13 protein-coding genes are annotated in these 19093 nt (G+C 73.8%); 7 read left to right on the top strand and 6 right to left on the bottom strand.

Annotated features, from left to right (window positions below):
- Positions 1-436: 436 nt before the first annotated feature.
- Both FF36_RS01285 and FF36_RS01280 read left to right on the top strand, forming a co-directional pair.
- The gene (locus FF36_RS01285) at positions 437-3415 is read left to right on the top strand and encodes a LodA/GoxA family CTQ-dependent oxidase (protein ID WP_044883090.1); all 2979 of its coding nucleotides are present in this window, start codon (positions 437-439) and stop codon (positions 3413-3415) included.
- Positions 3416-3420: 5 nt separating this feature from the next.
- Entirely contained in the window at positions 3421-4572 is a 1152-nt protein-coding gene (locus FF36_RS01280) for an NAD(P)/FAD-dependent oxidoreductase (RefSeq protein ID WP_110431403.1), read from the top strand.
- Positions 4573-4731: 159 nt separating this feature from the next.
- On the opposite strand, the gene FF36_RS01275 is transcribed toward FF36_RS01280, so the two are convergent.
- A complete protein-coding gene (locus FF36_RS01275) occupies positions 4732-6819 on the bottom strand; it encodes a DUF7846 domain-containing protein (protein WP_339325585.1) in 2088 nt (695 codons plus the stop codon).
- A gap of 852 nt (positions 6820-7671) precedes the next feature.
- On the opposite strand from FF36_RS01275, the gene FF36_RS01265 reads away from it, so the two are divergent.
- Positions 7672-8352: a HEAT repeat domain-containing protein gene (locus FF36_RS01265; RefSeq protein WP_044883087.1), complete on the top strand. Its 681-nt coding sequence runs from the start codon at positions 7672-7674 to the stop codon at positions 8350-8352.
- A gap of 29 nt (positions 8353-8381) precedes the next feature.
- Here FF36_RS01265 and FF36_RS01260 read toward each other — a convergent pair whose 3' ends face one another.
- Positions 8382-9404: a small ribosomal subunit Rsm22 family protein gene (locus tag FF36_RS01260; RefSeq protein WP_052680883.1), complete on the bottom strand. Its 1023-nt coding sequence runs from the start codon at positions 9402-9404 to the stop codon at positions 8382-8384.
- Between the two features lie 94 nt (positions 9405-9498).
- Entirely contained in the window at positions 9499-9972 is a 474-nt protein-coding gene (locus tag FF36_RS01255) for an Lrp/AsnC family transcriptional regulator (RefSeq protein WP_044883086.1), read from the bottom strand.
- Between the two features lie 507 nt (positions 9973-10479).
- Here FF36_RS01255 and FF36_RS01250 point away from each other — a divergent pair.
- Entirely contained in the window at positions 10480-10875 is a 396-nt protein-coding gene (locus FF36_RS01250) for a Zn-ribbon domain-containing OB-fold protein (protein ID WP_044883085.1), read from the top strand.
- Positions 10876-10925: 50 nt separating this feature from the next.
- Positions 10926-12125: a thiolase family protein gene (locus FF36_RS01245; protein ID WP_044883084.1), complete on the top strand. Its 1200-nt coding sequence runs from the start codon at positions 10926-10928 to the stop codon at positions 12123-12125.
- A gap of 24 nt (positions 12126-12149) precedes the next feature.
- On the opposite strand, the gene FF36_RS01240 is transcribed toward FF36_RS01245, so the two are convergent.
- The gene (locus FF36_RS01240) at positions 12150-12749 is read right to left on the bottom strand and encodes a TetR/AcrR family transcriptional regulator (protein ID WP_044883083.1); all 600 of its coding nucleotides are present in this window, start codon (positions 12747-12749) and stop codon (positions 12150-12152) included.
- A gap of 258 nt (positions 12750-13007) precedes the next feature.
- Here FF36_RS01240 and FF36_RS01235 point away from each other — a divergent pair, with 258 nt between their 5' ends.
- Complete coding sequence (locus FF36_RS01235) at positions 13008-13958, top strand: SDR family NAD(P)-dependent oxidoreductase (RefSeq protein WP_173667281.1); 951 nt, start codon at positions 13008-13010, stop codon at positions 13956-13958.
- Between the two features lie 93 nt (positions 13959-14051).
- Here FF36_RS01235 and FF36_RS01230 read toward each other — a convergent pair whose 3' ends face one another.
- The gene (locus FF36_RS01230) at positions 14052-16571 is read right to left on the bottom strand and encodes a serine/threonine-protein kinase (RefSeq protein ID WP_044883253.1); all 2520 of its coding nucleotides are present in this window, start codon (positions 16569-16571) and stop codon (positions 14052-14054) included.
- A gap of 558 nt (positions 16572-17129) precedes the next feature.
- Positions 17130-17747: a TetR/AcrR family transcriptional regulator gene (locus FF36_RS01225; protein WP_044883082.1), complete on the bottom strand. Its 618-nt coding sequence runs from the start codon at positions 17745-17747 to the stop codon at positions 17130-17132.
- 196 nt (positions 17748-17943) lie between these two features.
- Between FF36_RS01225 and FF36_RS01220 the strand changes: the two genes are divergently transcribed.
- Positions 17944-18993 carry an NAD(P)-dependent alcohol dehydrogenase gene (locus FF36_RS01220; protein ID WP_044883081.1) on the top strand — a complete coding sequence of 350 codons (1050 nt, stop codon included), beginning with the start codon at positions 17944-17946 and terminating at the stop codon, positions 18991-18993.
- Positions 18994-19093: the final 100 nt, after the last annotated feature.

Genomic DNA, 19093 nt, shown 5'->3' with positions numbered 1-19093 from the left:
CATTATGCCGCGTCGGAGGCACGCACATCCGGCAGACGCGCCAGCCGCGGGGTGGTGTCACCCGCGGGCGGGGTCCTGTTCACCGCTACGGGGCGCGTCAGCGGCCTGGACCGGCAGCCGTCCGGGTCAGCGGCCGCGGAGAAGACCCCGAGGGCCGTGCACCGCCACGGACCGTCCTCCTCGGCCGGGTGCACCCTGCGCACTCCTCCTGCTCGCGCAGATTGCGTAAGAACTTAGAGTCCTCCCCTCCGATCCGCCTCCGGCGCCTTTATCAGCCGACTCCGGACAGGACCTCGTGTCCGCCGACGGCGGGTTCTGCGGCCTCGATATGACACCCGGTGTGCCGCAGCCGCCAGGGGACCACGGCCGCGTATCGTCACGCCCGGAATCCTCGGTTGTGCAGGACCGCCACGTTGCCCGATCCCGGGAGAAGAGAATGAACCCGACAACGTCCCCGACCTGCGCCGACCCGATAGCCGATCTCAAGGCGATGTTCGTGGACACCGTGCTGCGGCAGCGCGTCGATTCGGGCCAGGATCCGGTGCGCCGTCCGGTCTTCAGTAAGGCCCACGGAGTGGCCCAGGGCCTCCTCTCGGTACGCCCGGATCTGCCGGAGGAGTTGCGGATCGGCCTGCTCCGGCAGGATGCGTTGCCGGCCTGGGTCCGTTTCTCCAGCGACACGCTGCCGTCCCGGACCGACCTGAAAAGCACCCTGGGAATCGGGATCAAGCTGTTTGGGGTACCCGGAAGAAAACTACTGGCGACCGAGGTGGACGCAACCACCCACGATCTCGTTCTCCAGAATCACGACGTGTTCTTTGTCGACACCGCCACGGACATGTGCGAGTTCACCAGGGCCGGGGTGGTAGACCATGACTATGCCGGGTACCTGGCGGAACATCCCACGACACGGCAGATCCTCGCCGATATGGCGAAATCGGAGGCCAGTGTACTGACCGCCACGTACTGGAGCGGTCTGCCGTACGCCTTCGGCCCCGACCGGCAGGTCAAGTACAAGCTGCTGCCCGTGTCGGCCGCCCCGGCCGACGACCGTGCCGGCCCGCCGGGCCAGGATCCCAGCTATCTGCGTTCCGACCTGCGGTTTCGGCTGCTGGCGGGGCAGGCCGTGTTTCACCTGATGGTCCAGTTCCGTACCGAGCCGGACGCCATGCCGCTCGATCGGGCCACGGTGCGTTGGGAGGAGGGCCAGAGTGCGCCGGTGCACGTGGCCACCCTCACCCTGCACGGCCAGGACGTTGCCGCGCGGGGGCAGGATGCCTACGGCGAGAGCCTGGCCTTCCAGCCGTGGCACGCGTTGCCCGACCATGCCCCGCTCGGCTCCATATCCGACGCCCGCCGGGTCGTTTACCAGGCTTCCGCCGAACTGCGCCGAAACGTCAACGGTGTCCCCGTCGGTGAGCCCGACGCGCCCCGTCCCACGATGACCGTCCATCCGGCGAGAGACACCCGGATCGTGCGAGCCGCGATTCATCCGGCGATCGGGGTAGCCAGAGTCGGAAACAGCGAAGAATATCACCTGGCGCCGGAGGTTGATGATCCGGTGCCGCTGCCATTCGACTCCTACAAGGATGCCACCGGTGCGCTACGGCGCCAGGCGGTACGGTTCCGGGTGTACGGGTACAACGCGGCCGGTGAGGCGGTGGCCGAACTGACGGCGGACAACGCGGATCTATGCTGGACCGTGCACGTGGCGAACAAGAAGGCCGCCTGGTACGAGTTCCAGATCGCGCTGGACATTCCCGAGGCCACCAGTGCGCCGGATTCCCGGCGCCGAAACGCCCAGGTGCCGGTTGAGGACCGGGGCGACCTGACCATCGACCCCGGGAAACGGACAATCCGGGGCCGTAACCAGTCCGGTCTGGACCACCGGTTCGACACCGGGCAGTTCTGCGGCAAGAAGGTCTACCTGGGCGAGCTCGCCACCGACGAGGACGGCCGTCTGATCTTCCTCGGTGGCCGTGGCGTGTCCGCCTCCCGCGACGGTTCTCCCGCGACCACCTTCGCCAACAACGACGGCTGGCACGACGACACCAGCGACGGACCGGTCACCGCCGAGGTGCGCATCGATGGCGAACTGGTGCCGACGGATCCCGCGTGGGTCGTGACCGCGCCGCCGAACTACGCCCCCCAGCTCAGGTCGGTTCGCACACTGCACGATCTGCTGTATGACGCCTACGTCTCCGCCGGGATCCTGCCGCGCCCCCGGAGCGTGTCCTTCCGACGCGACATCCTGCCGGTTCTCCACCGCATGTGCGCGTTGCAGTGGGTCAACCAGGGCTTCGCCGCTCGGTTCGGCTGGGGCGGCCGTGACTTCTTCCTTGCTCCGGGATACCTCGCGCGCCTGGCGAGCCCGGCGGCCGTCGACGACGACGTGCGGCGGACGGTGTTCGCCACCTTCCGGAACCTGGACCGTGACGGTGTCTCCCCGGTTCCCTGGCCTCCGGTGTACGGAGACGCGATGTCGTTGCCCCCGGTCTCCGCACACCAGCACATGACCGTCACGCCGACCCAGTACTGGCAACTGGAGCAGTGGGCCAAGGGGAACTTCGACGCCGACTACGGAACCGACGACGACCCCGGCAACGCGCCGGCACGGAACCTCGGCGATGTGGACATCGCCGAGCAGCCGTCGACACTGGACCGGGCTGCGCTGTCGTTCTGCCTGGCGGATGCGTTCCATCCGGGATGCGAGGTCACCTGGCCGGTCCGGCACACCACCATGTACAGCGCACCATTCCGGATACGCCACCGCGATCCGGACCAGCCGGAGACGGACTACGGCAACGTCCTCACACCGCTGGCCGCGCTGAGCCGGACCGGTCCGCTGTACGGGCAGGGCGCGGGCGATCTGACCCGCTGGATGGCCGTGCCGTGGCAGACCGACACCGCGAGCTGCCGGTCCGGGTACGATCTCGGTTTCGGGCGGCGTTACGACCCGTATCTACCGACCTTCTGGCCGGCCCGGGTACCCAACCAGGTACTCAGCGAAGAGGACTACCAGACGGTCGTGGACCCGTCCCAGGACATCTCCACCCGCCTGGCGGCGTTCGCGCGGCGCCGGGTGTGGGACCGCTTCTTTCCCGCCGATTACCTGCGGCGCATCAACTGTATGGTCGCCGAGTTCGGCAAGCTCGGCGTCATCGAGGTCCGCCCCGGTCCAACCGACACGGCGGAGTTTCCGCCGGTGATGATGGTCGAGTCCGAGACCGGCTTCGGACCGGACACCGGACCGGCGCTCCGCGGCCTGATCACGATCCATGTGCCCGAGTCCGCTGATCACGCGGTCGCGGCCAGGGCGGCCGCGGCCGCCGTCGCGGCCGACGACCGGCCCGACGACGAGGTCGCCGCCGGCTACATCGACAAGGTCGCCCGCTTCCCCCACGGCCTGCGTTGAGTCCAGTGCCTGAGGTCGGAAGGTACGACGTCGCGGTGGTCGGTGGCGGTCCCGCGGGGGCGGCGACCGCGCTCACCCTCGCCCGTGCCGGCCGACGGGTGCTCCTGCTCGCGGCTCCCGCCGGGCGGCACGGACCGCAGCCCGCCGGACGGCACGGGTCCGGGGAGACCCTGCCGCCCGTCGGTCGGACAATCCTGCGCGACCTCGGCCTGTGGACCACGTTCCAGGCCGAGGGCCACCTGCCCTGCCCTGGCACCAACGCCGCGTGGGGGTCAGCCGGTCTCCAGGGCGTGGACCACGTCTTCGATCCACACGGCCACGGCTGGCACCTTGACCGGGCCAGCTTTGACAGCATGATGCGCGATCACGCCGCGCGGGCGGGCGCCGACGTGCGCACCGCGGTCGTACGCCACCTCGCCCGTACCGCGGGAGGCTGGCGGATACGGCCAGATCGTCCGGCCGCCGACGACGACGGCGTCACCCAAGGCGCTGCCGCCCCAGAGCCTTCCGCCGAGGTCGCGGCCAGCTGGCTGGTCGACGCCACCGGGCGCCGCGCGCTGCTCGCCCGCAGCCGCGCCGTTCGCCACCGGTACGACCGGCTGATCGCGACATCCATCCTCCTCGAGCCCGTTCCCGGTGACACCGACGCCAGAACCCTGGTGGAAGCCAGGCCCGGCGGCTGGTGGTACACCTCGTTGGTAACGACCGGCCAGCGGGCAGTCGCCTTCTTCACCGACGTGGACCTCGTCCCGCCCGCGCTACAGACCGCAGGCGGATTCCTGGCGGCGGCCCAGCACACCCACCACCTGCGGCACCGGGCGGACCCGGACCGGGCAGCCACGTCCCCACGCCTGTCACCCGCGGCCGGCCGGTACCTTGACCCACCGATCGGAGCCGCCTGGCTCGCGGTGGGCGACGCTGCGCTCGCCGTCGATCCGTTGTCCTCGCAGGGCATCCTCAACGCCCTGCACTCCGGGTTCCGCGCGGGCCTCACCATCGCCGAGGACCTGGCCGGAAACTCTCGCGCACTGCAGGCCTACCGGAGTTTCATCGATCGAGTGACTGCCACCTACCTGCGCAACTCGACCGAGGTCTACCGCCAGGAACGCCGGTGGACCGAAAGCACCTTCTGGCGGCGCCGCCACGACGTGGCCTGATTTCCGCTGTAGTCACCCTCCCGGTATCGCGTCAGGAGGGTTTCGTTACCCGCCCTGGGCCACGGATCGCTGACCGAGGAACCCGGCTCCGCGCCAGCATCGCGCCGGGCAGTGGAGTCGACTGTGGTGTCGGCCGCGGGCGGCGGGCGGCGGGCCGGATCAGTCGAGGCCGACGGCGACGGCCAGCGTGGGGCGGACCGGGGCGGGCAGCCATCCCGCCGCGGCGCGGCCGGGTACCTGGCGCCAGCCCAGTCCGGGGGTGAGCAGGGTCAGCGCACCCGTGGTAGGCCGGCGCGCCAGCGGGATGCGTTCCTCCCAGCGGGCGGGGCCCGCGGCGGTCGGCTGGACGAGTCCGACGACGAGTTCCTCCGGCAGCGTCGCCGCGCCGACGCCGATCTCCCCCGCGCCCGCCGGCTCCCCCGACGTGACCACCACCGTCGCGTCGATCACCGACGCGGCGGCCGGTGTCGCCGGGAAGATCCGGGTCTGGGCGCCCAGGCGCACGTAGGCGGCCGCGCCGGCCGCGCCGGCGGCGGCCGCGGGGCCGGCGGGCAGGCGAGCGACCAGGTGAACCCGGATCCGCTCGCCGCCGACCTGACGCAGCGCGGTGAACGAGCCGTAGAAGCTGGCGGGCGCCGCCGGGTCGGCGATCTCATCCGGGCGCAGCCGGTACAGCGCCCGGCCCGGCACGCGGTCGGGCAGGGTCGCCGTCGCGGGGCCGAGGTCGGCCGCGTACAGCACGCGACCGTGCAGGTCCGGCCGGTTGCGCAGCGTCTGGTACGGCACCTGGGTGTACCGGCTGGGCACCTGCGGCGTCACGACGACCACCGCCGGGGCGGGGTAGCGGTCCGGGAGCAGGGCGGCGAGGAAGGCGTTGTGGTCGTTGACCCAGCGCTGCCCGTCGACCTTGCCGGGCACCGCCGACGCGGTGAGCAGGACCATCGTCACCACGACCACGCCGGCCGCGGTGGGCCGCAGCACGGTGGCCCGCGGGAGGGCGGCGGCGGCCGACCACAGGCGGCGGGCGCCGTCCGCGGCGAGGATCAGGATCGGTGTCAGCGCGGCGAGGTGGTAGTGCGGGCCGAGCCCGTCGCGCAGCCCCGGCATCGCGAACGCCGAGCCCCACCAGAACAGATATCCGCCGACGACCGCGGCCACCGTCGCCACGAGCAGCAGCCGCTGCGCCCGCCGCCGCGCGGCCACCGCGCCGACAGCGGCGAGCGCGACCACCACCACGCCGCCGAACAGCCAGCCCGGCGCGGCGGTGCAGGTCTGCTGCAGGGCCCGCAGCGCGAGGTGGCGGGTGAAGGCGAACGTCGGCTCGGACGGCAGGATCCGCCGGGGACCGAAGCCGAAGCGGTCCAGCGGATCGGAGGCGGACAGCGGCATCCGCAGGGCGGAGCCCGTGACCAGCCAGCAGAACACCAGCAGCACGGCGACGAACGGCGCCGCGCCGAGGACCGCCCAGCCGACCCGCGCAGGGATCGCCCGCGGCTGGCGGCGTAACCGCGCGAGCGCGAACACGACCACCCCGGTCAGCACCAGCACCGCGTCGAAGGGGCGCAGCAGCAGCGCGAAGCCCGCGCCGGCCCCGCCGCCGAGCAGCGAGCGCCGGGCGCCCGTGCGGGCCCCCCGTAGCAGCGCCGCGCTGGCCAGGGTGAGCGTGGCCGCGCCGCAGGCGTAGGCCAGCGGCAGCGCCGTGTGCACGACGACGAGCGGCGACCCGGCCAGCAGGGCCGCGGCCAGCACGGCACTCGCCGCGTCGTCGAGCAGCTCGCGGGCCAGCCGGTAGGTCCCGGCGACCCAGCCGGCGGCGACGAGGGCCGGGGCGACCGCCATGGTGCCGAACACCGCCTGCGAGGCGGCGAGCAGCGCCGGCCAGCCGGGCAGGTACTTGGTGAACAGCCGGCCGTCGTGCTCGCCCGTCAGCCAGGGCCGGAAGAACGGCTCCATCGTCGCGGCGTCCAGGGTGAGGTGCCCGTCGAGCAGCATCCGGGCCTGCAGGACGTAGGCGGCCTCGTCGGCGTCGCCGGAGCCGTCCCGGTACAGCGTCGCCTGCAGGACGAGACTCACCGTGAACGAACAGGCGCAGATCACGGCGACGGTGACCGCCGGGCGCGACCAGGCCGCCCGGCCCGGCCCGCGGCCCCACCCGCCGACCCGCCCGCCCGGGCCCGACCGCCGCCGCAGCCGCACCCGCCGGTCCGCCGCGGGCCGCGCCGCCGGGCTGGTGGGCTGTCGCGGCACGGGGAGCGTCGCCGGACCGGGATTCGGCGTCGGCGTTGACGGGGACGGGGCATCCGCCGACGACCCGACCGCCGCCCTGCGCGCCCGCGCCCACGGTGGTGAGCCCGCGCCCATCTCCCCCGCCCATCTCGTTCCGGATCACATCGCTGCGGCCGCCGCGTGCCGTCGAGTTCGGCGGATCCTTCCCGCCGCGGTCGCCTTCCGTGGTGTGGACCGTCCCGTGCCGCCCGCGCGGAATCGCGCCATCAGAGTAGAGCGCACCTTTTCTGGGTCTTCGCGTGGGGTGTCCACGGCACCACGCCATGTTTGTCGGCGGCGTCCCGACCTGCGGCGACGGGTCCGCGGGGTAGCACAGACGGCTCACCCACCGGACGAGACGAAGGCGGCCGTGACTGTGGGTGATCGAGATCTGCCGCCGGCCGGGGTGAGGTCGACGACGATCAGGCAGCCGCTGGGTGACCCGGCCGGGGTGCCACGCGGACCGCGCAGGTCCGGCTCCTGTCGGTCCTGCGGTGCCGAGGGTGCGACGGCGGCGGTGGGCGCCGAGGCCAGGGCGCAGGCCGCCACCACGGGTGGCGCAGTCGACGGCTTATTGCTGTGTCCGTCATGTGGCGGATCAGCAGACCGGATGTTCCTGTTCCCCACGGATACGGCCGATACAGCAGCAAGGTCGACGCGACCTTTGTCGCCCGCCCCGGCTGAATGGAGGTTCCTGCGCCGTCCTGATCGGCCCGAGGCACTATGACCTGTGCGGCTGGGGGAACGGATGTCCACCGGGCTTTCCTGGCCAAGCCTCTGCTCGCCCCGGACATCACGCACTTGACATCAACACGGTGATAAGGTCCGCACTCGATGCAGGAGGTGGTCCCCATCAGCGCGACGCGCAGGACCGCACCGGACAGCCGCCTACTCGACGCGTTGAGCGCCGCAGACTCGTCGACGCGGCTCCAGGCGACCCTGGCGGTTGGCACGAACCCCGACCCCGATCTCCTCGAGGCGCTCATGGAACGGTGCGCGGTGGAGCCGGACTTCTTCGTGCGCGACATGCTCACCTGGGCGTTGACCCGTCTCCCGGCGGAGATCACGGTGCCCAGACTCCGCACGGAGCTGCATTCCAAGCGCGCTGCGGCCCGAAGCCAGGCGTTGCACACGCTGTCCAAAATCGGGGACGGGAGTGCGTGGCCCTCCATCACGCGATCGTTGCTGCACGACGCCAACGACGAGGTCGCGCGAAGCGCATGGCGTGCCGCCGTCATCCTCGTGCCCGCCGGGGAAAAGAAAGGGCTGGCCGCGGACCTGGCCGCGCAACTCGGTCGCGGCGACCGGAATATGCACCTGAGTCTCAGCCGGGCCCTCGTCGCACTCGGAGACGTGATCGAGCCGGCCCTGCAGACGGCAAGGGCAAGTGCCGACCCGACGGTCTGTGCGCATGCTCGCGCCACGGAGCTGCTCCGCCACGACCCGGGGGCCGATTTCGACTCCGCCCTCGACGAGGCGAACCGGATCATCGCGCTCGGCTCGATGGGCTGCTGACGACACCGATAGATGGAATGCGTACGTGGTCACCTTCCTGCGGTCCCGCGACGGGCGGCGGGCAGGAGCGGGGCGGCGTCGCCCCAGCGGGCCCGGCGGGCCCACCGGTAGTCCGCGCCGGCGCTGCGGGCGACCACGACGTCCCGCCGGCCGTCCGGGGCGCAGACCAGGAGCCGGACGTGGCCGGAGCGGGCCGCCGGGGCACGCAGCACCCGCCCGCCGGCGTGCGCGGGGTCCTGCCGGGAGGCCACCAGGTAGGTGTACTTCTCGTCCTCGTGGCCGAGGGCGGCGTCCTTCGTCGTCCGGTGCAGCGCGCTGCGCTCGACGCGGCGGGCGAAGTGGCACCAGTCGCCGCGCGGCAGCGGGCAGGCGCCGTCGGCGGGGCACGGGGCGGTGATCGTCGCGCCGGCGGCGAGCAGCGCCGTTCGGGCGGCGAGGATCCGGGCGAAGCCGGCCGGGGTGCCGGTGTCGATGAGGACGAGCTCCCCCGCGGTGGCCCGCCACCACGCCGCCACCGCCGCGGAGCGCCTCGCGGCGGGCAGCTCGCCAAGCAGGTAGGCGGCGACGGTCAGGTCCGCGGTCACCGGCGGCGGGATCTGCACGTCGCCGCGGTGCCAGCGGGCCGCGCGCAGCGCCGGCGGGCCGTCGGCGCGGGCCAGTCGGCGCCCGGCGTCGATCATCAGCGCGGACCGTTCGACCAGGTCGACGCGGGCCAGCCCGGGGTACCGCTCCGCCGCGGCGTGGGCCGCCGTGCCGGGCCCGGCGCCCAGGTCGAGCAGGCTGGCCGGCTGCCAGTCCGGCCGGCGGGCCGCGACCTCGGCCAGCACCGCGCGGCTGACCGCGAGGGTGGCCGGCAACCGGGCGGCAACGTAGGCCCGCACGTGGTCGGCGGTCAGCGTCCCGTCGGGCGGGGTGTCCGCGCCGGACCGGTAACGGGCGGACAGTTCGCGATAGGCGTGCGACAGGTGCCGCACGGAGGAACGGCCCTCGCCCATCTGTCCGGTCCCGGTGCCGCCGCCCTTTGCGGGGTCGGCGTCGTACCCGCGGCTCATATCCCGATCGGCCACGCCCGCAGCGTAGCCACCGCCCCGGCAGCGCTGTTCACCATCCCGCCGCACCGCTACCGCGACGGTGGCCGCCGCGGCGCTATTCGGGCGGGCCGGCCGGTTCGATCGGCTCGACGGTGGCCGAGCGGCGGTGGTCGAACACCAGGCTTGTTTGCACGTCGAAGACCTCGGGCCGGGCGGTGAGCCGGTCGATGACGAGGCGGTAGAGCCCGTCGACGTCCGGCACCGCGACGTGCAGGAGGAAATCGAAGGTTCCGGTCGTGGAGAACAGGCTCACCGTTTCGGTGAGGTCGGCCGCCCAGGCACGGAAAGCCTCGATCACCGGCCGGGAGGGCGGCCTGACCCGCACGGATATCAGGGCCTGCACCGGCCGGCCGATCGCGGCGAGATCGACCTCGGCGCGAAACCCGCTGATGATGCCCCGTTCCACCAGCGCGCGCACCCGCTGCAGGGAGGTCGAGGGCACCACATGGGTGGCCAGGGCGAGATCCCGGTTGGTCCGCCGGCCATTCTGCTGCAACAGGCGCAACAAGGCCCGGTCGAGCTCGTCCAAGCCGATTCCCCTCGCCGTCAGGGCATTGATGACCCGCCCTCGGAGTATTTATTGCGGTCGCGACATAGTAGCAACATGTCCCGGTATCGGGCGGGTTGTGCCGAGTGGGTCTCGTCCAGGGAACCCCCGACCAGGGAAAACGCAGACGGAGGGATTGCGTGATGTGCGCGTCCGGCACTTTCGGGCCGGACGCGGTGCCGCCGCACGGCGCTGCGAACGGCTGAGCCGGGCCCGGGCGAGCGGTGGAGCACCGTCAGACGGCCGGGTCTGGTGCGCGAGCGCGCCGCGGAGCGGTCGCGCCCCCAGGGCCGCCGACCGGTTGCCGCTGCCTGGACCGGGTGGTAAGCCCACAAGGGGTGGAGGGTGATCGGTGGGCCGCGCCCCCGGGGCCGCGGCCGGGGTGGGATCCGCCACCGCCACCACCACGGCCCGTCCCGCGGCGGACCACCCACGCGTCCGCCGGTCGGCCGGCCGGGGACGGAATCCGACCCGTGAGGAGCACCCCCCGTGCCGCAGACCGTCCCGTTCGTCGACTATCTGGTCCTGGGTGAACGACCGCACCTGGTCGCCCGCGAATGCACCGCGTGCGGCGCGCGTTTCTTCGACCGGCGCAACGCGTGCGCGAGCTGTTTCGGTACCTCCTTCACGCAGGTGGACGTCTCCACCGAGGGCGAGGTGCGCGCGTTCACGATCGTCGCCCACGCCGCCCCCGGGGTACCCGTGCCGTTCGTGTCGGCGACGGTGGACTGCGCCGGCACGAGCGTGCGCGCCAACCTCATCAACGTCGCGCCCACGCCCGAGGCGGTGCGCCTGGGGATGAAGGTGCGCCTCGCGCTCACCCCGGTCGGCGTCGACCAGGCCGGCACCGAGGCGATCAGCTTCGGGTTCGAGCCCCGTCCCTGAGGCCCTCGGCGTCCCGGAACCCGCCCCACACCTTCGGCAGGAGAGACGACATGGCAAGCGACGACGTGTGGATCCTCGGCATCAGCATGACGCGGTTCGGCAAGCACCCCGACGCAGACCTGATCGACCTGGCCGCCGAGGCGACCATGAACGCGATCGCGGACGCCGGGATCACCATGCGGGAGATCGGCGTCCTCGCCGCCGGCAACCTGCGCGGCGGCGGCGGGATCGGCCAGGCGTTACAGAAGCAGGTGGGCCAGACCGGCATCCCCGTCTACAACGTGGCCAACGCCTGTGCGACGGGGGCGACCGCGATCCGCGTCGTCCACATGGCGCTGCGCGCCGGGGAGGCGGACTTCGGGCTCGCCGTCGGCGTGGAGAAGCTCGCCGGCGCCGGGCTGCTCGCCGGCGGCGAGCGGGCGGGCGACTCCGCCGCCTGGGCGCCGCAGGGCCGCTTCGGCGCGGTCGGCCCGCTCGACGGGCGCATCGGCACCGAGACGATGCCCGGGGTCTTCGCCCAGATCGGCATGGAGTACGGCCACCGCTACGGCGGCACGAGCTTCGAGCTGTTCGCCCGGATCTCCGAGAAGAACCACGCCCACTCGACGCTGAATCCGCTGGCCTCCTACCAACGCCGGTTCACCCTGGATGAGATCATGAACGACGTCATGATCTCCTACCCGAACACCCGGCCGATGTGCTCGGCGAACTGCGACGGGGCGGCCGCGGCGGTGCTCGTCACCGGCGCCGCGCTGAAGACCCTGGCGCCCGAGCAGCGCCGTCGGGCGGTGAAGATCTCCGCCTCGGTGCTGACCACCGACCCGTGGGAGGAGGCCTGCCAGGTGCTGCCGAACGTCAACACGCTGACCCGCAACGCCGCGCGACGCGCCTACGACACCGCCGGCGTCGACCCGGAGGACCTCGACCTCGTCGAGCTGCACGACTGCTTCGCCACCGCCGAGCTGGTCCACTACGACAACCTGATGCTGTGCCCGGAGGGCGGCGCGGTGGACTTCTTCAACTCGGGTGCGACCTGGCGGGACGGGTCGACGCCGGTGAACGTCTCCGGCGGGCTGGAGTCCAAGGGGCATCCGATCTCGGCGACCGGCATCGCGAACATCTGGGAGGTGGCGACCCACCTGCGCGGCGAGGCCGGCGACCGGCAGATCCCCGGGGCCCGCGTCGGCCTGGCCCACGTGATCGGGCTGGGTTCGGCCTGCGGGGTGCACATCCTCGAACGCGCCGCCTGAGCCGCCGCGTCCGGGCCGCCCCGCCTACCGCGCCGCGGCGGGCGGCGGGGCGGTCCGGGGGCGCAGGCCGTCCATGAACAGGTCGAGCAGGCGCCCCGCCTGCGCGCGCTGGGCGGGTTCGCCGGCGGCGAGGGTGACGCCGGCGAGCCCGGTGAGCACGTCGACCGGGTCGACGTCGGCGCGGACGGTCCCGGCGGCGGCCCCGGCGGCGAGCAGGGAGGTGACGGCGGCGACCATCCGCTCGCGGGTGTGGGCGAACGGATCGCTGCCGGAGGCGATGACGGCCCGCAGCGCGTCGGCCATCCCCCGCTTGGCGGTGGTGTAGTCGAGGAAGGCGTCCATCCAGGCGCGGACGGCCGCGGCCGGCGGCAGGCGGCCCAGCAGCGCCGGCGCCGCGTCGCACAGCCGGCCGAGCTCGGCGCGGTAGACCGCCTCGACGAGCGCCTCGCGGGTCGGGAAGTGCCGGTAGAGGGTGGCGATGCCGACCCCGGCGTCCCGCGCGACGGCCTCCAGCGGCACGCCCGGACCGCCCGCGGAGAAGGCCCGCAGGGCCGCGTCGAGGACCTGGTCGCGGTTGCGGCGGGCGTCGGCCCGCAACGGCCTGGTCCTGCCGTGCGCCGGCATCGCTCTCCTCCCCGCGGCCAGGTGGGGCGGACCGTTGCGCGGCCAGCGAACGCTCGGTGACCACGTTGCTAAGTGGAGGCGACTCCACTTAGGCTGGGCTTCGCGGCCGGGAGCTTCGCCCCCACCGGAACCGACCGAGTGTTCCGCAGGCCCGCGCGCCCCGGCCCGGACGGGCCGCCGCCGCGGCCGTCCCGCCGCCGCCATCATATCGGCCGGGCTTCCGCCCGGATCCGCCGAGCACACAGGAAGATCATTACTGTGAGCACTCTAATCACCACACCGTTCTCCGCGACCTCGACCGCGGCCGAGGTGCTGGCGGAGGTCGACCTGTCCGGCCGGCACGCCGTCGTGACCGGCGCGTCCTCGGGCATCGGCGTCGAGACGGCACGGGCACTCGCCGACGCGGGCGCCCAGGTGACGATCACGGTCCGTGACCTTGACGCCGGTGCCCGCGTGGCCGCCGACATCACCGCGTCGACCGGGAACGACCACGTCACCGTCGCCCCGCTGGACCTCGCGCAGCCCGCCTCCGTCGCCGCGTTCGTCAACGGCTGGCAGGGCCCGCTGCACATCCTGGTCAACAACGCCGGGGTGATGGCCGCGCCGGAGACCCGCACGTCGCAGGGCTGGGAGCTGCAGTTCGCCACCAACCACCTCGGGCACTTCGCGCTGACGACGGGCCTGCGCCCGGCGCTGGCCGCGGCCGGCGGCGCCCGGGTGGTGTCGGTGAGCTCGAGTGCGCACCTGCGCTCCGACGTCGTCTTCGACGACATCCACTTCCTCGCGCGGCCGTACGAGCCGTGGTCGGCCTACGGGCAGTCGAAGACGGCCAACGTGCTGTTCGCCGTCGAGGCGACCCGGCGGTGGGCGGACGACGGCATCGCCGTCAACGCGCTCATGCCCGGCGGCATCCGCACGAAGCTGCAGCGCCACGTCACCGACGCCGAGCTCGACCGGCTGCGGGCCCAGAGCGCCGCCGGCGCCGGTGGCGGGGGCATCTCCTGGAAGACGCCCGAGCAGGGGGCGTCGACCTCGGTGCTGCTCGCCGCGTCGCCGCTGGTCGACGGGGTCAGCGGCCGGTACTTCGAGGACTGCAACGAGGCCGGCCCGAACCAGCCGGGCACCCGCACCGGGGTGGCGGACTACGCCCTCGACCCGCGTTCGGCCGCGCGGCTGTGGGACGTCAGCCTCGCCACCCTGGCCGGCTGACCGCGCCGCCGCGCCACCGCGCCACCGGCCGACCGCCAGGGGTCAGCCTGGCCGGCGGCCGACCGCCAGCGGTCAGCGGCCGGCGGCCGGCGGTCAGGGCGCGAGCGGCGGGGCCGGCCGGGACGGCGGCGGGGAGGTGGTCGACGGGCCCGGTCCCCCGGTCGCGGCGGGGGGGCTCGGCGAGCCGGTCGCGGTGGGGCGGGCGACGTCGAGGGTGACGGTCGACCCCCGCGGCACGCCACCCGACGCCGGGGTCTGCCCGATGACCGTGCCGGGCGGATCGTCCTCGGGCCGGGGGTGCTGGACGACGGTGAGACCGAGGTCGGTCAGGGTGCGCTGCGCCTCTCCCGCCGGACGGCCGTGCAGATCGGGCACCGTCACCGTGTCGCTGGCCACGGTGATGGTGACGGTGCTGCGGGCCGCCACCCGGGTGCCCGCGCTCGGCGTGACGGCGTCCACCTGCCCGGCGTCGGCGGTGGACGGGCCGGAGTTGAGCCGCTGCACGACGGTGAGGCCGGCGGCGCGCAACGCTGCGCGGGCGTCCGCGGCGTCCTGCCCGACGACCTCGGGCACCGTGACGGTGCTTGGCCCCGTCGACACGGTCAGGGTGACGGTGGCGTCGCGGGTGGGCGTCGTCCCGGCCGACGGGTCGGTCGCGACGACGGTGCCGCGGGCGCCGCTGCCGGCCCGGTAGGCGCGCTCGACCGTGTCGAAGCCGGCCGCACGCAGGGCGGTCTCGGCCGCGGCGGCGTCCTGGCCGACCACGTCCGGGATGGTGACCCCGTCCGTGCCCGGCGAGGCGTCGGCGGGATCGGTGTGGGCGGCGGGATCGGCCGCGCTCGTCGGCGCGCCGGTGCCGGCGTCGCCGTGGCCGCCGGCCGGTCGGGTGGCCGGTCGGGTGGCGGGGGCGGTGTTGCCGCCCGCGGCCGATGCGACGGTCACGCCGCCATGCCCGCCGGGCACGGCGACCTGCCCGGCCGCCGTCGCGGTGGCACGGGCGGATCCGCCGTGGGCGTGCACGAGCAGTCCGATGACCATCAGCGCGGCCGCGATCACGGCACCGGCCGCGGCGGTCATCAGCCGCACCCGCCGCCGGCCGGCCGACCCCGGATCGCCGGCGGGACCGGCCGCGCCCACCAGCACCAGGTCCAGCGGACCGGTCGCCGGGCCGGGCACGGCGACCGGCGTCAGATCCGGCGCCGTCGCACCGATTCCGGACCTGGGTCCGCCCGCGAGCATCGGTCTGCCCGAGGGCACAGATCCATCCGAGGACACGGCTCCGCCCGGAGGCACGGATCCGCCCGGGGTGGCCGGTGCTCGATCGGACGCGACACGGACTCCCCCGTCGGGCCCTGGCTCGGACCGTGCCAACGCCAGTCCCGTCGCAAAGCCCGGCCTTCTTCCCGCCCCCACCCCCGCCGCCGCGGAGCCGGGACCCGACCTCACCGCCGACTCGGACTTCGAACCCGCCGGCACCGACCCGGACCCCACCCCCGCCGGCGCGGACCCGGACCCCACCCCCGCCGGCGCGGAGCCAGGCCCCGCCACCGCCGGGGCAAGGCCGGGCCCTGCCACCGCGGGTCCGCGGGCCGATCCCGTCCCCGCCGGGCCGGAGCCGGATCCCGACTCCGGCCTGGGCGACGTTCGCGAGGCGGCGGGCGAGGTGGGCGGTGCGGTGCTCGGGCCCAGCCGGGGCGGCAGGATGTCCAGCGGGCTGGTGACGATGGTCTCCGCGGCGTCGCCGGGGCGCACGAGGCGGCGCAGCAGCTCCTCGGCGGTGGGCCGGCGGCCCGGCTCCCGGCGCATCGCCGCGCGCACCACGGCGGCCAGCGCCGGATCGAGGTCGCCGAGCGTGGGATCGGCGTGCTGGACCCGGCGTAGCTGGGCCGACGTCGGGCCGTCACCGAACGGCTTGCGCCCGCTGCCCGCGAAGATCACCAGGCCGCCCCACGAGAAGATGTCGGCGGCGCTCGTCACGGTCTCGCCGCGGGCCTGCTCGGGCGACATGAACGCCGGCGTTCCCGCGACCCGGCCCGACGGCCCGCTGGGCGCCTCGTCGGTGACCCGGGCCAGCCCGAAGTCGATCACCCGCGCGCCCAGCGGGGACAGCAGCACGTTCGTCGGGGTGAGGTCGCGGTGCACCAGGCCCGCGCCGTGGATGGCGGTCAGCGCCGCGGCGACGCTGACCGCGACACGTTCCAGGTCGGCCGAGCCCAGCGGGCCGTGGGTGGCGATGGCGCGGGCCAGGGTCGGGCCGTCGACGAACTCCGTGACGAGGTAGGGCTGCCCGTCCGGAGGGTCGACGACGTCGAGGACCTCCGCGGTGCAGAAGCGGGCGACGCGGCGGGCCACCGCGGCCTCCCGCCGGAACCGGTCACGGTAGCGGGGGATGCGGGCGACGTCCGCGCGGATGACCTTCACCGCGACCAGGCCGGTGTCGCGGCCCCGGCCGAGAAAGACGGTGCCCATGCCACCCTCGCCGAGCCGGCCGAGAATCCGGTAATCGCCGAGTTCGCGCGGATCGCCGGGGCGCAGCGGGTCCGGGCGGGTGGAGAGCCCGTTCGTCTTTTCCCGCGGCTCGGTCACCTCGTCGACGTTCTCGCGCGTATCCACCATTTCTCCCTACGGCCGAGCGAAAATCGGGCACAGGGCGCCTGCTGAATTGTCGGTGACCGCGCGTCCTCCCGGCCGTACCTATCGCCTACTCGACACCGCCGGCGGCGCGGTCCCCCCGCTTCGGCAGGCCGCCGAGGCGGGGCCGATGTCACCGACGCAACTCCCCCGCAGGGGCCCCGACCTGGCCCGAAACGGCCAGCCGAGCTGTCGGTGCGGCGCGCCCACGGAGGCTGGCGCGGCGGTCATGATGACGCCTGCGGCACCGGGGGTGGCGCAACGGGCCACCGGCCGCGGCGCCGGGCGCTCTCCTCCCGCCGATGGCACACCGGTTGTCATTGCCCGAGCCCATACCGACGCCGACACGGCGCATTACCGGCCTGATACCTCAGGACTCGGTCAATCGGCGGACATTTTGATGGGAATCACGGGGAGACCGTCCGCCGTCACCGAACCGGCGAGCCCGGACCGGCAATGGCCCGCACGTCCCCCGAAGGGGTGGCCGGGCAACCCGCCCTCGGGTACCCCCGCCGCCCGGTCAGCCGCGTTCAGCGGCGTTCAGCGGCGCTCGGCGGCGTGGCCGGCGACCAGCATCCGGGTCGTGGCGACGGACGCGGCGGCGGCCTGGTCGACGCTGCGGCGGTGCTGGGCGAAGACTCCGTCGAGGTGGAACACGGCGTGCCCGTGGGCCTGGGCGAGGTGCTGCTCGACGAGGATGAGCGCGTCGCGGTAGCTCGGCACCCCGGGCAGGGCCAGCACCAGCGGGAGCAGCGTGTCGAGCAGGGCACGGGTCTGCGCGCCGAGCTGCGGGTGGCGGCTGCCCGCCAGCCCCGGGGCGAACAGGACGTCCATCCCGGCGCGGCGCTCGACGACGAACCTGGTGTAAGCGCCGGCGGTGGCGGCCAGGCGTTCCACCGGATCGGCGCCGGCGGAGTCCGCGGCCGCGCGCACCTGGCCGGTGAGCTGGCGTGCCGCCGCCGCGGCGGCGGCCGCGAGCAGGCTGTCGCGGTCGGGGAAGTGCCGGTACGGCGCCGCCGAGCTCACCCCGACGCGGCGGGCGACCGCGGCGACCGAGAACGCCACCAGGCCGCCTTCGGCGATCAGGTCGAGGGCGGCGTCCACCAGCGCGGCCGCCAGATCACCGTGGTGGTACGAGGTCCGGCCCGGCTCCATCATTGCCGCCTCCGGTCCCGACGCCTGGACGTCTGTGCACCATACAATCGAAGTGAGTGCGCTCTTACATTGTGGGACCGGGGTGCCGGTCCCGGGGGCGTTCGCACGCTTTCGTCCGCGTCACACCATGATCACTACGGCCCTCGCCGCGTTCCCGCGGCGCACCCGCCCGGGGGCGGCGAGGGCGCGAGGGAGTTCCATGGCCACCACCGCAGCGCTGGTCGTCCCCGCCGCGGGCGCCAAGTTCGAGCGCTCGACGGTCGAGCGCCGCGAGCTGCGCGAGCGTGATGTCCTCATCGACATCAAGTACGCCGGCATCTGTCACAGCGACATCCACCAGGCCAAGGAGGAGTGGGGCCGGGGCACCTACCCGCTCGTCCCCGGCCACGAGATCGCCGGTGTGGTCGCCGCGGTCGGCCCGGCGGTGACGAAGTACGCCGTCGGCGACCGGGTCGGCGTGGGCTGCTTCGTCGACTCGTGCGGTGAGTGCGAGGCCTGCGAGGCCGACGAGGAGCAGTACTGCCTCAAGGGCGCGGTGCCGACGTACAACGGCAAGGGCTACGACGGCGAGACCACCTACGGCGGCTACAGCCAGAGCGTCGTCGTCACCGAGCACTTCGTCGTGCGCATCCCCGAGTCGCTGCCCTTCGACGCGGCGGCCCCGCTGCTGTGCGCCGGGATCACCGTCTACTCGCCGCTGCGGCACTGGAACGCCGGTCCTGGCACGAAGGTCGCCGTCGTCGGCCTGGGCGGGCTCGGCCACATGGCCGTCAAGATCGCCCATGCGCTCGGCGCCGAGGTGACCGTGCTCAGCCAGACGCTGAGCAAGGAGTCCGACGGCCTGCGCCTCGGCGCCGACCACTACTACGCCACCGGCGACAAGGCGACGTTCAAGACGCTGCGCCGCTCGTTCGACCTGATCATCAACACCGTGTCGGCGAACCTGCCGCTGGACGCCTACCTCGGCCTGCTGCGCCTCAACGGCACGATGGTCAACCTGGGGGCGCCGCCCCAGGCGAGCTCCTTCAGCGTGTTCTCGCTGCTGGGCGGGCGGCGCAGTCTCGCCGGTTCCAGCGTCGGAGGCATCCGCGAGACCCAGGAGATGCTCGACTTCTGCGCCGAGCACGGGATCGCCTCGGAGATCGAGCTCATCGGCGCCGACGAGGTCGACGAGGCCTACGAGCGGGTGCTGCGCAGCGACGTGCGCTACCGGTTCGTCATCGACATCGCCACCCTGGCCCAGGAGTAGCACCGGCCCTAGTAGACCGTCGCCACTAATGTTTGGGGTATAGGTGGCGGAGTTTGGTGCGGGCGTCGGCGGTGGTGAAGTGCCAGTGGACTTGGCGCTG

The sequence above is a fragment of the Frankia torreyi genome, from assembly GCF_000948395.1.
Taxonomy (GTDB): domain Bacteria; phylum Actinomycetota; class Actinomycetes; order Frankiales; family Frankiaceae; genus Frankia; species Frankia torreyi.
This window is presented reverse-complemented; position numbering and strand designations above follow the sequence as displayed.